This window comes from Ectopseudomonas guguanensis, assembly GCF_900104265.1.
GTDB classification, from domain to species: domain Bacteria; phylum Pseudomonadota; class Gammaproteobacteria; order Pseudomonadales; family Pseudomonadaceae; genus Aquipseudomonas; species Aquipseudomonas guguanensis.
On record NZ_FNJJ01000006.1, the window covers coordinates 45,648 to 59,322 of the forward strand.

A 13,675-nucleotide genomic window follows, 5' to 3' on the forward strand; every position below is an offset into this window, starting at 1 on the left:
TACTTATTCGAACGGCAACAGACGCACGCCACGAGGGCCGGCGAGAACCAGCGAACCGGTACCTGACTCGGTTGCGGCGGATACGGGTAACAAGCGCGATTGCTCGGCTGGCTGGAAGCTGGCGCCATCATCGGAACTCACCAGCGGGTGGCCGGACTGGGTGAACAACACCATGCGACCGTCGGCGATCACAGTGCCTGCCGTGATGCTCAGCTCCAGGCCTGTCTCCACCTTGCTCCAGTTCGCTCCCCCATCCGTGCTACGAAACACGTTGCCACGCAAGCCGTAAGCAATGACCACTCCGGGCTTGCCGAGGATTCCGAAGAAGCTGCCGTTGTAAGGCATGGGAATGGCAGTGAAACGTTGTGCCGACCGGTCCAGGCGCAGCACCAGACCCTGTTCGCCAACCACAAACAGCTCCTCGCCGACCGGGCGAATGGCGTACAGATGCAGCAGGCTCGGGTTGTCGACGCGCTCGAGCAACGGATGCCAACTGCGGCCGCCATCCTCGGTCTTAAGGATCAGGCCGAAGGCCCCGACTACATAGCCGTCACGCTCATCGGCGAACCAGACGTCCAGGAAAGGTTTGTCCGCGCCCTGCTCTTCCATGCGCTGCGCTTCCTCTATCCATGCAGCCAGAGCGTCGTCCTCGGGCCGGAGTGCCGCCAGGCGCTGATAGTGCTGGAGCATGAGCGCTCCAATCCGGCGACCATCCAACTGGCGTAGCCAAGTGGCGCCGGCATCGCTGCTATGCAGCACCACGCCATCGTGACCAACCGCCCAGCCGAGACTTGCGGTAGGAAAATGCACGGCGACCAGATCCGAGCTGACTGGCACCTGGGCCTGCTGCCATTGCTGGCCGGCATCGTCGGAGTAGAGGATATGGCCGCGCTGGCCGACCACGACCAGTCGTGTTCCGGCCCGAGCGATGCCGGTGAGAATGCCCTGGGTTGCCAGCGGGCTGTACGTCGCCGGTGTGTCCAGCACATCGAGGTTTGCGGCCGCGACGACCTCACGGGTAAACGGCAGAGCCACGGCCACGATCAGGGCAACCAAGGCTGCCCCCTTGAACATATTCATGATGGAGTTCCCGGGTTAAAAAGCCACCGAGGGCATACGGCCCCTCGGTGGAAATCACCGCTGGAGTGCGACTCAGCGAATACCGGCACCGGCCAGCGACTCCGCCGACCACTGGGCTTTGGAGAGCGGCTCGATGTACTTCACGCCGCCATAGGGGCCATAGATGCCGGTGATGTTGTAGGACCCGGAGACGAAGTCGTAGAACATGTGGTTGTCCGAGTTCGGCGCCTGCACGTCGTAGCTGTAGGCCATGTGCGCGAAGGCGCCACGGAACAGCTGGCCACGTGCGTCATAGGCATCGGAGGCCAGGGCGATCCAGCTGTCCTCGTCCACGTAGAAGGTGCGCTTGGCGTAGATGTGGCGCTTGCCTGGCTTCAGCGTGGCCTCGACCACCCATACGCGATGCAGCTCCCAACGCGTCAGATCCGGATTGATGTGGTTGGGCGTGGTGATGTCGGCCGCCTTCTCGTGGTAGTTCAGCTTGTAGGTGTTGTACGGCACGTACATTTCCTTCTTGCCCACCAGCTTGAAGTCGAAGCGGTCCATCGCGCCGTTGAATACCCAGGCGTCATCGTAGGTGGATGCACCGACCGCTCCCGGGTTCGGCGTGTCGTAGGCGATGTCCGGTGCCAGCTTGACCCGGCGCTGCCCCGGCAGATATTGCCAGCCACGCCGCGGCTGCTTCAGCGGATTGACCGCGTCGACAATCAGAATCGCCTCGCCGGCACGACGCGCAGGTCCCTGATAGTAGAGCTTGGTCTTGAAATAGATGTCGTTTTCCTTGGCCGGACCGGTATTGGCCGGGTCGTACAGCGGATACTCGATGAAGGCGTTACCCGTGGTGGCCAGCGATGCCGTGCCGGAGGCATCGACGTTCCACGAATCGTATTTGGAGTTGATTGCGTGGCCCTGATAACGAAGCAAGTGGTTCCACATCACCTCGTAGCCGCTTTGCGGAATGGGGAACGGCACGCCGGGCAAGGCGGTCTCCAGGGCGAGGCCGCCCTCTACTGCCTGGGTCTGCACCGCGTTCTTCAGAGTGTTGTCGAGCAGACGCTGCGGCAACGCCACCGTTCGGTGCGTCGGGTAGACATCGACGCGGTAGCTTGGGAAACGCTTTAACAACGCCTGGGTCGCGGCAGTCAGCTTGTCCTGATGCTCTGCGACGTTCTGTCCGGTTATCACCAGACGTGGCGTCTCGTCGGCAAAGGGATCGACCCGCATGGAGCTACCAGCCTTGTAACCGCTGGGCACGGTGGTAAGCCCGCCGTTGTAAGCAGGGATGGTGCCGTCGGCATTGCCGGCCTGCTCGGCACCAACCGGGGTCAGGCTCTTGCCAAGTTCTGCGGCCTGCTCAGGCGAGACGGCCGCCTGTGCAACGCCTCCCAAGGCCATGACCAGTGCACTGGCCAGCAGGGTTTTGAGAAATGTCATAGCTATCTCCTGTGATCAGGCAGTGATCAGAACGTCGTTTTGAAGGTGAAGGTGACCATGCCGCGGTCTTTCAACTGCGCAGGCGTACCGGCAAAGGCAGTGGGCTGGCCCAGTGCGCAGTTGTACTGACCGTTGGCGCCCGGAGCGGCCCCATCGACCGGCGACTCGCAGGTGTCGAACGGGCCGAAGTTGTCCACGTACTTCAGGTCGAAGCGGTACTGATTGCGCACGTCGGCGGCGATGCCTACCGAGTAGCTGCCGGAATCCTCGTTGCCACCCAGTTGCACGGCAGAGTGACCGTTGAGGCCGACGTTGTAGGTCATCGGCAGATGGATATCGACGCCAGGGAAGACCTGGTACCAGGTCGGGGTGAAGTTGACTCCCAGGACATAGTTGTCCTTGGTGACCTTGTCGATGCCGCGGTACCAGGCCTCGCCCTTGAACAGTTGCTCGTTCTTGGTCACATCCAGCCAGCGGCTGTAGGCAAGCTCGACCAACAGCGAGGCACCATCCCACACCGGGGTACCGGCGAAGGTGGTCAGGCCGTTGACCACGGCATGCACCGTCTTGCCACGTGCAACGCCGTCGCTGCCATCGAAGCGGCTGACGAAACCCGGCGTGCCCGCCGCAGCGAGCGGGTTGACGGTAGCCGGGATGCTGGCCAGCGGCATGTTTTCGCGGTAGTTGACGTCCACGCCCACGCTGACGCCGGCGATATTCTTCGACAGGCTGATGCCGTATACGTCGATGTCGTCGACATAGAACTGGTTGTAGCTGCCCACGACACCGGACATCAGCTGCGGCATGCCCACCGCTACCGGCTGCAAAGCCAGGTTGGGCAGGATGTCGGAGGTATTGCGGTAGTAAATCCCGAGCGTGCCGTCGAGCCACGCGGGGCTCCACTTGGCCATCAGACCGAAGTCGCCGCGTTTGTCCGGCGTGTAGGTATGCCCACCGGTCAGCCGCAGGAATCGGGGAGCGCCTGGCACCAAGCCGAAGATCGGATTGGGCTGGGCGATCAGCGAGAGATCGTCGCTGCCATGCTGGATGGCATCGTTGAAGCCCAGATAGGTTCCCGACTCAGGCAGACGCGAAGCATCCCAGTCCAGGAAGTACTGGGCACCGACGGACAATTCGGAATTCAAGGTGAAATTCAGCGAAAGCTGATTGCGCGGGATGAACAGCTCCTTGGCCTCGGTGCCCGGCACCGCCAGGGCCTTGGCGATATCCAGGCCGGATTGGCCGTAGCTGTTGCCATGGGCGAAGGCCAGGAGGCTCTCGCCCCAGTACTGGGTATGCTTGCCCAGCTTGGCGCTCAGCAGCGACTCCTCGCCGACCTCGGCGCTGAAGAACGCGAATGCATCGAGAACTTCGGCCGAAGGACCGTTGAAATAGCGGTCGGCATAACTGCTCAGCGTGCGCGAATCCGGCGCGCCGTTATGAAGCTGATTGGTCGCCGCATTGGCACTGCCCACCTTGTCGTAGGCATGGTCGTACCAGCTGTTGGCACTGACCCGAAAGCCCATTCTCTGCTGATAGACAACGTCCAGTTCGGAGAGCACATCCACCCGCTGGGAGACGGCGCTGCCCGCAGAGAAGTTGCGGTTGCCGTCGTTGTTGTTCCAGGCATTGGCCAGTTTGGAATTGGCGCTTTCCACGCGCTGGGCGTAGTTGAACTTCAGCGTGTTGTCGAAGCGTACCTGGAGGTCATCGATGCCGGTATCCAGCTCGAGGGCATGCACGGGTAGGCCACCCATCGCGACCAGCACGGCCGAGGCCAACAGGCTGGGCCGCAAGAGATGGCGGGTATTATTGTTGTTCTTCATCGTGATACTCACTGTGTTGTGGTGAATGCTGCAGTTACGAACTCAGAGCCGCTGAACAATCGCGACCGTGACCGAACGGCCGACGGCGGCACTGTGCTGAAGACCAGTGCGGGCCCCATGAACCTGGCGCCCCCCCGCTTCACCGCGGAGCTGGCGAACCAGCTCCGCCAGTTGCGCCAGGGCGCTGACTCCCGGCACCAGGCCGCATCCGAGCAACCCACCCGATGGGCAGACGGCAGGCCTGGACGTTTCACACAGGGCAAACTCGCCCATCCCCTCCTCCTCGCACAGACCCAGCGCGGCGCTGAACGTCAGGAAGTCGCCCACGCTCTGGTCATGCAACTCGACGACGTCCAGATCCTCGACGCCAACTCCGGCCTGTGCGCAGGCCTGCAAGCAGGCCCTGCGGGTCGCCGCACGGCCAAGCACATCCAGAAGGTTGCCGGCTGCCAGTTCCGAGAGCGTTTCGCTGGCACGCGTACTGCTGAGAATGGCCACCCCGCCACGGGCGCCGTAGCGCGCGGCGAAAGCCTGGGAGCAGAGCAGCACCGCTGCCGCGCCACAGGCAGGCGGGCATAGATAGGGAGGCAGCCAAGCGTCCTGCTGAAGCGAATCGGCCATGATCGCGCCACCCTGACGGGCACGATTGCGGGCCCGCTCGACCACCGCCTCGAAGCCGGCATCCGTGACGCCCAGGTGGTCTTTCAGCCAAGCCATCTGCGCCGCATAAAGCGCCGCTGGATGGTCGCGCAGGGCAATCATGTGCAAGGGCGTGGCGGGTAGTGAGGCCTCTGCCAGGTCATCTCCGGGTAAATCGTCCAGCCCGAACAGGGTGCGCTTGCTGATGCCTGCACGCATGTCCTCGAAGCCGAGCACCAGGATCGCCTCGGCCTCGCCAGCCAGAATGCTGTTTCTCGCCTGGTGCACGGCGGTGCTGGCGGAGACTCCGCCATCGCGCATGCAGAACATCGGCACACCGGACAAGCCGATCTGCATCAACAGCTGCTCGCTGATGCCGACCCCACAATTCACGCTGGCCATGAACACCTGATCGACGAGGTCGTAGTCGATGCGCGCATCTTCAAGCGCCAGGCGCACCGCACGACCGACGAGTTCGGGCAGCGGGCTTCGTGTGGTCAATGGGGTGAAGGGGGTAACTCCAACCCCTGCGATGAGCACTCGTTCCGACATGTTGGCTCCACCAGGTCGACGGCCTCGCCGGAGGAATCCGGCTGGCATTGAATCCGTGTGGAGAAGGTATGCGCGGCAGAGGAGCATGCCCCCCCCAGCGTATGGGGGGTTGCGTCAGGGAGATGGGGGGCTAGGGATCGGAGCTGGCAGCGAAGCGGCGCCGAATCAGCGCTCCGCCTCGAGGATACCGAGCATGTAGGCGCGATCCACTACATGCCGTCGCGTACCCGCCTGGAACTTGCCGAAGAGATTCTTCAGGTGCCACTTGACCGTCTCCTCGCCGACGTTGAGGGCCAGGGCAATCTGCTTGTTGGAAAGATTGCGTGCCAGCAGCTGCAGAACCTCCTGCTCCTTGGGTGTCAGCAGGCGGCTTGGCGCTACCTTGGTCGCGGGAATCCGCGCAGCAGTTTCCATGGCGGGCGCCTTGGGTAACGCCTTCACGGATGGATCTTCCTGCAGGTTCCAGCGAGCCAGCAACGGGTGGGTATCGAGCAGCACCCGACGCATGCCGTACTCCGCCGCCAGGCTGTGAGCCTCCCGCAGGCTGGATTGGCCGTCGCGCCCCGTCTCATGCAGCGCAAGGGCCTTGAATAGCAGGGCCTGTACCAGCTCGCGACCACGCCGCATCCGGCTGGCCAACTCATGGAGTTCGGAGGCGGTAACCAGCAACTCCGGCCAACCTCGCTGCGCCAGCAAGGTATAGGCACGAGCGATACCGACATGCAGGCGCAGCTCCGGCGCCAGCAGGCTGTCAGGGTCGTGGAAACAGGCTGGAAGCACCTCCTCGATCCGCCGCCACAGCACCTGGCAGGTATCCACTCGCCCCTGCAGCGCATGCAGACGGATCTGCTCGCCGAGCGAGACCATTCGAAACCGCGGCACATTGCGCTCGTCACCGAGGGCATATAGCGCCTCCAGCAGATCGTAGCTACGGTTACCCTGCCCTTGCAGGCCCGCCAGTCGTGCTGCCGTGACGAAACCGAAGACGATGGCGTCAGGGCTGGCCAGCCGTTCGACGACGTCCAGCCGGTTCGCCAGCAGGGTAGTCGCTTCGCCCAGCTCGTCCCGCTCCAGCAGCACCGCCGCCAACGAGCAGGCCAGCAGGGTCGCCACCGAACTACGCCGACCGATATCCTGCTCGGCACGCTGCAAGGTGTTGCGCAGGGAGTCTGCGGCAGGTTGCATGCGCCCCTCCCACAGGTAGGTGACGCCGACCACCCACTCGGCAAAACCGCGAATCGCATCCAGGCCGTCCGTCCAGCTGAACTGCGGCGCCTTGCGACAGATGCGCCGGGCGGCCTCCGGCTGGCCGCGAAACAGCGCCAGGCGTGCCTGCTGGTTGGCCAATATGGCCTGCACCTTCACCGAGCTTCGCGGCGGCGATTGCGTCCAGCGGCCGATGATGGCCTGAGACTCGTCCGGGCGGTCGGAGAAATAGGCGGCAGCCGAGGCGATGGCGGCAGCCTCGCAGCTGGCCTCCTCATCGATCGATGGATCGGACTGCAACCGTTCGATCAGATGCCTGGCCTGCTCCGAACGATCGCTCATGGCCAGTGCCCAGGCAGCTGCCAGGCACATGCGCGGACGCGATTCGACCTCTGCGGCGGGCAGCTCGCCAATCCATTCGATGACCCGATTGAACTGGCCACGCAGCATGATCTCGTACAGGCATTGCTCGATCATGTTGTAGGCCTTCGCCGGCAGTTCGGCACTCAGGTAATGGCGCGCCGCCTCCTCGAAGAAGCCGCGGGTCTCCAGCCAGACGGCGGCCCGCCGGTGCAGATCGCTGCGCCGCGCCTGCGACAGCAGGGCCACACGCTGTTGCAGGAACTCGCGAGCCAAAGGGTGGATACGCACCCAGTCGGTGCCCTGCGACTCGGCGAAGATCGGCGTGCTGGCGCATAGCTCAGACATCCGTTCGCCCGCCTGCGGGTCGTCCGTCAGCGCGATGCACAGTTCGGGATGCAGGTTTTCCGGCAAGGCGATGCAGGTGAGAAAGTCGACCTGATCCGCGGGCAGCTTCTCCACCAGGCTATCCACGAAGTAGCGCTGGATATCCCCGGTACAGGCCTTGAGCTCCTCGATGGCGCGCGCCGGAGTACCGCTTCTCTCGATAGCCGCCACCGTAAGCTGCAAACCCAGAGGCCAACCCTCGGTCAGTTCGTGCAACACGACCCGCAGGTCTATGTCGAGACTCTCACCGAAGCGACTGGCGAGCACCTCTACCGTTTCCTCGACGCGAAAACGCAGGTCCTCCAGGCCCAAACCGAGAAATGCCCCACGCGCCTCCAGCTCGGTAGCTTGCAGATTGAGGCGGCGGCGCGAAGCCATCAGCACGCGCAGGTTGGCCGGCGCATTGTGCAGCAGATAAGCCAGAGCAAAGCGAATGGTGGCATCCGGCAGCACGTCGACTTCGTCCAGTATCAACGCCACCTCACCGCCCAGGTCGGCCACTTCGGCCAGCCACTCGGTCAGATCACCCAGCGCGTCGCGGCGGCTCATGGCCTGGTTGGTCGAACTGGCAAAAACCTGACGACCGCTGGCCACCAGCATGGCGGCGGCCAGGCCCTGTACGAAGCGCACTCCGTCGTCGCGGCCATCCAGGGTCAGCCATGCCACGACAGCACCGCGAGAAAGCAGCTCGCGACGCCACTGAGACAGCAACCAGGTCTTGCCGAAACCCGCTGGCGCATGCACGGAAATGGCCATGCGTGAAGCCAGCCCATCCATCTCCAGGCTCAGGCGTTCACGGCGGTAGGCAGTCTTCTGGCTTCTCGGCGGGGTGGTCTTGAGTACCAGCTCTGGCTCGATCCTTTCCACGTACGGCGCCTCGGGCAGGGAATGAATTCGTTACCAGTATCGGTGCAGACTCCACCGCTGCGCCAGTCGGTAAGCAGGGCCCTGGTCTCAATCTGCCTGAAGAACATGATCACGAAACTGCTCACGCAGCTTCATCTTCTGTAGTTTGCCAGTGGCGGTATGCGGCAGGGCATCGACGAAGGCCACGTCGTCCGGCAGCCACCACTTGGCCACGCGCTCGGCGAGGAAGTCGCGCAGCTGTGCCTTGCTCGCCGACTTGCCCGATTTCAACACCACCACCAGCAGCGGGCGTTCCTGCCACTTCTCGTGAGGGATGCCGATTACCGCCGCTTCAGCGACCGCCGGGTGGCCCATCGCGGCATTCTCCAGATCGATGGAGGAAATCCATTCCCCGCCCGACTTGATCACATCCTTGGCGCGGTCAGTGATCTGCATGTAGCCGTCGGCATCGATGGTGGCCACGTCGCCGGTATCGAACCAGCCCTCCTCATCGAGGATGGTCTCGGTCTGCCGGTAGTAGTGGCTGGCGATCCAGGGCCCCTTCACCAACAGGCGCCCTGCCGAGCGGCCGTCGCGCAGCAACTCGGCGCCATCCTCGTCGACCACCTTCATGGTCACGCCGAACAGCGCTCTGCCCTGCTTGGCCTGAAGGTCCAGGCGCGCCTCGAGGTCGGCACCGACGTGCTTGGGCAAGGGCGCGCAGAGCGTGCCCAATGGCGACATTTCGGTCATGCCCCAGGCGTGCATGACCCGGGTGTCGAAGTCACGCTCGAAGCGCTCGACCTGGCTGCGCGGCGCCGCAGCACCCCCGATCACTACCCGCTCCAGACAAAGCTCGCTGGCAGGCAAAAGCCCCTGACTTTCGACATGCTGCTGCAGCATCATCCACACGGTCGGCACGCCCAGGGCCAGGGTCACTCGCTCGCTGCGCATCAGTTCGTAGATACTCGCTCCGTCAAGAGCCGGCCCTGGTAGCACCAGTTTGGTACCGGTCATGGCGCAGGCGTAGGGCATGCCCCATGCATTGACGTGGAACATGGGCACCACCAGCAATGCCGAGTCCAGCGAAGACAGGCCGAAACCCTCACGGGTACAAAGCGCCAGCGAGTGCAGCAGCGAAGAGCGATGAGAATACAGCACCCCCTTGGGGTTACCGGTGGTGCCAGAGGTGTAGCACATGGAAGATGCCTGGCGTTCGTCAAAACTCGGCCAGGCGAATTCCTCGCTTTCGTCGGAGATAAGCTCCTCAAAACACAGCAGGTTGGGTACCCGTATATCGGGCATGTGGCTGCGCTCGGTCATCGCCACGAAGGCCTGCACACCGGTCAGATGCGGCGCCAGTTGCTCGACCAGTGCGGCGAAACTCAGGTCAAAGAACAGCACGCGGTCTTCGGCATGGCTGACGATGAACTCGATCTGCTCGGGAAACAGTCTGGGGTTGATCGTGTGCAGCACCGCGCCCATGCCGGACACTGCGAAATACAGCTCCAGGTGCCTATAGCCGTTCCACGCCAGGGTGCCGATGCGATCGCCCGGCTCGATTCCGAGCCGACTCAGCGCGTTGGCCATCTGTTTTGCACGGCGCCCTATGTCAGCGTAGGTGCAGTGGTGCATGGGGCCCTCGACCGTACGCGAGACAATCTGCCCCGTCGGATGGCACCTCAAGGCATGCTCGAGAACCGATGAAATAAGTAGGGGGTGATCCTGCATCAAACCCAGCACGGCTTCGCTCCATTGTTCTTGTAAGAGGTAGGGGCTCTCTCCGGCGCGGGTCATACCGCGCGCCGCGATGGCACGAGGCACAGCATAGGGTTGCTCGACTTTACCTTACCCCCCAGCGGCGAGGGGGTGAGCTAAGAAGGTCGCTATTGCGCTCGGACGACCTGAGGCGGAGCCCAGCTGCCGTCGAAGATCGACGGACTCTGCACCTTCGGCCAGTACATGCGCAGCATCGGCAGGAAGCCGCCCTGAGGTGCCGGCAGCCAGTTGGACTCCTTGTCCTTGCCAAGCGATTCGTGCTGGAAGTACAGGGTCAGCGAGCCATCGGCGTTGTACTGCAGATCATCGCGCGGGCTGACGGTGAACTTGTTCAGCGGGTTGGGCACGATCGAATAGAGCGTATCGGCGTTGGGTGCCGACACCCCGCGGTACTCGGCTGGCGGGTAGCGCTTGACGTTGAAGAACTGCCCCATGGGCGCGTGCTCGTTGTCTACCTCGGCCACGTTGGTCATCTGCACGCGGGTGACTTCCGTGGTGATCAGCGAGTAACCGTAGACGTAGGCATCCTTGGCGATCTGTGCCAGTTGCTGCGTATCGGCAGCCGATACCGGGGCTGCCAGGCCAAGACCGATGGCGGCCAGCAAGGCCGTTGGCGCGACTCTCATATGCGTCCTCCAATAGTGGACGTGCCACTCGGCACGGGGGTAACTGTGGCGTCCGGCTCTTGCGCACTCAGGTGAGGCTGCCGCTTGGGGCTTGCATCCTCGAACTCGTCTGAGACCCGCTTCGGAACACACGGGTAGGCGCCTCTCACGCTGGAGCGGCATGCCGCCGCCAGACCAGTTCGTCGCTCAGGTTCAACTCGGTCTTGCCATCCGGGCCGTGGCTCGGTCCGGATCGGAGCGCCAGTTCTCGGCCAAAAGGATCGGTGGCGATCTCGCAGAGCATCATGAAGCCAGCCACCAGACAGCCAGGCACCGCCAAAAGAACGGCTGCTAGAAGGAAAGGTTTTCTCATGGTGCGATTCCTATGAAGGAAGCACTGCGTCTGAATGCGGCTGTTGTGATATTCGCGCACGACCATCCAAGCGCAGATCCATAGCCTAGCCAGGCAGACAAGGGGCTCACACACAGTGTTTGAAAGAAGCCTTGGCGCTAATCGATGTCCGCTGGCTGGAAAACACTATCGTGGCCGGCCAACGCACAGTAACCAGTCGCTCTGGCGCGCTTACCTTTTGATTCGCCAGCGACTCAGCCGCTCGGCCCAGGCCAGCAGTCGTGCGGATCTGTGCTGTTGCCGCCAGGCCTCAGCGACACGTCTCAGCGCTTGAGCCTGGGTAGGACTAAGCTGGACTGTGTCGCCCAGCTTGCGCAAGCCCAGCTTGTACTTCATCGCCACAACGAATCCGGCGAGTGTTTCGCTCGCTTGGGCACTGACGATGGTGACGCCGAGAATTCGATCCTCACCCTGTTGGGTGAGCACTTTGACGAACCCCTGCTTTGCACCTTCGACCACCGCCCCCGGCAACGTCGCCATATCCAGGCGGGTCACCTCGTACTCCAGTTTCAGCTCTCGCGCCTTTTGCTCGGTCAGGCCCACCGACGCTATCTCCGGCGAGGTGAAGACGGCACGGGGCAATACCCGCTCGCTCACCACGAACCGTTTCAGTCCACCAAATAGCGCATTCACCGCGGCATACCAGGCTTGGTGCTCTGCGACATGCGGGGCCCCGCACGGCCCGGCGACACTTCCTACTGCGTAAATGTTCGGGTAACAAGTGGCCAGATACTCATCCACTTCCAACGTAACATCGTCACAGCATTGCAGTTTCAGTTCGTCCAGCCCCAGCCCTTCGACATCAGCGTAATTGCCGGTCATCAGCAACAGCCGATCGAACGGCAGCGACACAACACCATTCTCACCACCCTGGCAAACCAGCCGGCGTTCGCCCGCATGCGACTCGACCCGCTGTGCCTTCAAGCCAAGCTGGATGTCCACGCCGTCAGCGGCAAGTGCGGCGGCCAGTAGCTTTCCGGCATCGGCATCCTCCTGCTCGAGCAGGCGCGCATCTTCGCTGACCAAGGAGACCCTGGATCCGAGGCGTTGAAAGAGCTGAGCGAATTCGCAGGCCCCTGCCCCGCTGCCGAGCACCAGCAGCCGGTCAGGGCGCTCACGCAACTGCAACAGCGTGTCGCAGGTCAGCGGCTCAATGTCATCGAGGCCAGAGATCGGTGGGAGCCAAGGTCGGCTGCCCGTAGCAATGATCACCGCGCGGGTGGTCAGCGTGCGGCCTTCCACCTCGACCGTCCAGGGCGAGCTGAGTCGGCCCTCGCCTTCGACCACCTCGACGCCGAGCCGCGAACAATCTTCGGACAAGGTGTCGTGGCGGGCGGATTCTGTCAGTTGGCGAACCTGCGTCATCAGCTCGGCGAACTCCTCGGCCGGGGGCTGCCTGTCGCGCCTCACATGAAGTTCGTTCACCAAGCGCCGCAGCGCCTTGGTCGGCACACCGCCCTCATGCATGGCCACACCACCGAGGCGCTCCCGTTCGACCAGGCAGACCCGCGCCTTGTACGAGGCGGCAATACGCGCCGTGGCCAGCCCACCGCTACCGCCACCGATCACTACAAGGTTGTAGTCGAAGCGCTTTGGTTTGCTCCACCCGCTATAGACCTTGCGCGCCTTGTAGTAGGCCAACAGGCGCGTCGCGATGATCGGGAACACCGCCAGCAACACCAGGGTGCTGATGATGCTCGGCGAGAGGATGTCGGACACCGAGCGCAGAGTGACGAGCTTTTCGCCGGCATTCACGTAGATGGCATGGCCGGGAAGCATTCCCAGCTGCGTGGTCCACCAGAAGGTCCACATGTTGATTCGGGTAAGACCCAGGGCCGGGTTCAGCAGCACGAACGGCACTATCGGAATCAACCTCAAGGAGACGAGGTAGAACGTGCCGTCGCGTGTCAGGCCCTTGTTGATTCCGGCGATCTGTTTACCGAATCGCTTCTGGACCCAGTCACGCAGCATGAAGCGGCTGATGAGCATCGCCACCAGTGCACCGACATTCGAGGCAAATGAAACCAGCAGCGTCCCTTCTATCAAGCCGAACAGCGCGCCGGCGAGCAGTGTCAGCACCACAGTACCTGGAAACGATAACGCGGTCAGCGCGGCGTAGATGGCGAAAAAAACCCCGGCGGCCCACCAGGGATGATCCTGGACTTTCGCCTTCAACGCGCCGCTGTGCGACTTGATCGATTCGAGAGTGAGGTATTCGCCGAGATCGAAGATGAAAAAACACGCTACCGCGGTGACCAGCAGAGCCAAGATGATCCAGCGGCTAGCTTTCATCCGAACACAACCCTGGTTAGCCATGAGACGGGCCGGAGCAAGAGCCTGGCAAAGTCGGTGGTGAGATTAGCGCAAGGCATTGGTGGGTTAATTCTCCGGTAACGCTTAGTTGGAGCGACGGGGCGAGCCGACGTTCCAGTGAATTAGGGGGGCGCAAGGTTGACGAAAGGGCGAGCCGGCACCCGTCCGATCAACATGCGTAGGCGTTCACCTGAACTGGGTGAGATTCAGAGCGCTCGATCAGGACGTACGGAGCC

9 protein-coding genes and 1 pseudogene are annotated in these 13,675 nt (G+C 62.9%); 1 reads left to right on the plus strand and 9 read right to left on the minus strand.

Annotated features, from left to right (window positions below):
* Positions 1 to 3: 3 nt before the first annotated feature.
* From BLS61_RS10275 to BLS61_RS10310, 8 genes are all read right to left on the minus strand, one after another.
* The gene (locus BLS61_RS10275; RefSeq protein ID WP_090430490.1) at positions 4 to 1,080 is read right to left on the minus strand and encodes a WD40/YVTN/BNR-like repeat-containing protein; all 1,077 of its coding nucleotides are present in this window, start codon (positions 1,078 to 1,080) and stop codon (positions 4 to 6) included.
* Between the two features lie 72 nt (positions 1,081 to 1,152).
* The gene (locus BLS61_RS10280) at positions 1,153 to 2,514 is read right to left on the minus strand and encodes a DUF1329 domain-containing protein (RefSeq protein ID WP_090430492.1); all 1,362 of its coding nucleotides are present in this window, start codon (positions 2,512 to 2,514) and stop codon (positions 1,153 to 1,155) included.
* A 26-nt stretch (positions 2,515 to 2,540) separates the two neighbouring features.
* Entirely contained in the window at positions 2,541 to 4,340 is a 1,800-nt protein-coding gene (locus BLS61_RS10285; protein WP_090430494.1) for a DUF1302 domain-containing protein, read from the minus strand.
* Positions 4,341 to 4,382: 42 nt separating this feature from the next.
* On the minus strand, positions 4,383 to 5,531 hold the full coding sequence (locus BLS61_RS10290) for a thiolase C-terminal domain-containing protein (RefSeq protein ID WP_090430495.1): 1,149 nt from the start codon (positions 5,529 to 5,531) through the stop codon (positions 4,383 to 4,385).
* 165 nt (positions 5,532 to 5,696) lie between these two features.
* Entirely contained in the window at positions 5,697 to 8,351 is a 2,655-nt protein-coding gene (locus BLS61_RS10295) for a helix-turn-helix transcriptional regulator (RefSeq protein WP_244157931.1), read from the minus strand.
* A gap of 87 nt (positions 8,352 to 8,438) precedes the next feature.
* Complete coding sequence (locus tag BLS61_RS10300; protein ID WP_244157932.1) at positions 8,439 to 10,127, minus strand: 3-(methylthio)propionyl-CoA ligase; 1,689 nt, start codon at positions 10,125 to 10,127, stop codon at positions 8,439 to 8,441.
* 89 nt (positions 10,128 to 10,216) lie between these two features.
* Positions 10,217 to 10,735: a DUF1214 domain-containing protein gene (locus BLS61_RS10305; RefSeq protein WP_090430499.1), complete on the minus strand. Its 519-nt coding sequence runs from the start codon at positions 10,733 to 10,735 to the stop codon at positions 10,217 to 10,219.
* 145 nt (positions 10,736 to 10,880) lie between these two features.
* A complete protein-coding gene (locus BLS61_RS10310) occupies positions 10,881 to 11,087 on the minus strand; it encodes a hypothetical protein (RefSeq protein WP_090430501.1) in 207 nt (68 codons plus the stop codon).
* A 12-nt stretch (positions 11,088 to 11,099) separates the two neighbouring features.
* Here BLS61_RS10310 and BLS61_RS23835 point away from each other — a divergent pair.
* A pseudogene (locus BLS61_RS23835) lies at positions 11,100 to 11,308 on the plus strand (JAB domain-containing protein); the annotation flags it as partial.
* Here the strand turns inward: BLS61_RS23835 and BLS61_RS10320 are convergent.
* On the minus strand, positions 11,298 to 13,418 hold the full coding sequence (locus tag BLS61_RS10320) for an FAD-dependent oxidoreductase (protein WP_090430503.1): 2,121 nt from the start codon (positions 13,416 to 13,418) through the stop codon (positions 11,298 to 11,300). The pseudogene BLS61_RS23835 and the gene BLS61_RS10320 overlap by 11 nt on opposite strands.
* Between the last annotated feature and the right edge of the window lie 257 nt (positions 13,419 to 13,675).

What these genes read in the sequence shown, in the direction of transcription:
- BLS61_RS10275 (WP_090430490.1), bottom strand. Translation starts at nt 1,080, where the DNA reads ATGAATATGTTCAAGGGGGCAGCCTTGGTTGCCCTGATCGTGGCCGTG.
- BLS61_RS10280 (WP_090430492.1), bottom strand. Translation starts at nt 2,514, where the DNA reads ATGACATTTCTCAAAACCCTGCTGGCCAGTGCACTGGTCATGGCCTTG.
- BLS61_RS10285 (WP_090430494.1), bottom strand. Translation starts at nt 4,340, where the DNA reads ATGAAGAACAACAATAATACCCGCCATCTCTTGCGGCCCAGCCTGTTG.
- BLS61_RS10290 (WP_090430495.1), bottom strand. Translation starts at nt 5,531, where the DNA reads ATGTCGGAACGAGTGCTCATCGCAGGGGTTGGAGTTACCCCCTTCACC.
- BLS61_RS10300 (WP_244157932.1), bottom strand. Translation starts at nt 10,127, where the DNA reads ATGACCCGCGCCGGAGAGAGCCCCTACCTCTTACAAGAACAATGGAGC.
- BLS61_RS10305 (WP_090430499.1), bottom strand. Translation starts at nt 10,735, where the DNA reads ATGAGAGTCGCGCCAACGGCCTTGCTGGCCGCCATCGGTCTTGGCCTG.
- BLS61_RS10310 (WP_090430501.1), bottom strand. Translation starts at nt 11,087, where the DNA reads ATGAGAAAACCTTTCCTTCTAGCAGCCGTTCTTTTGGCGGTGCCTGGC.
- BLS61_RS10320 (WP_090430503.1), bottom strand. Translation starts at nt 13,418, where the DNA reads ATGAAAGCTAGCCGCTGGATCATCTTGGCTCTGCTGGTCACCGCGGTA.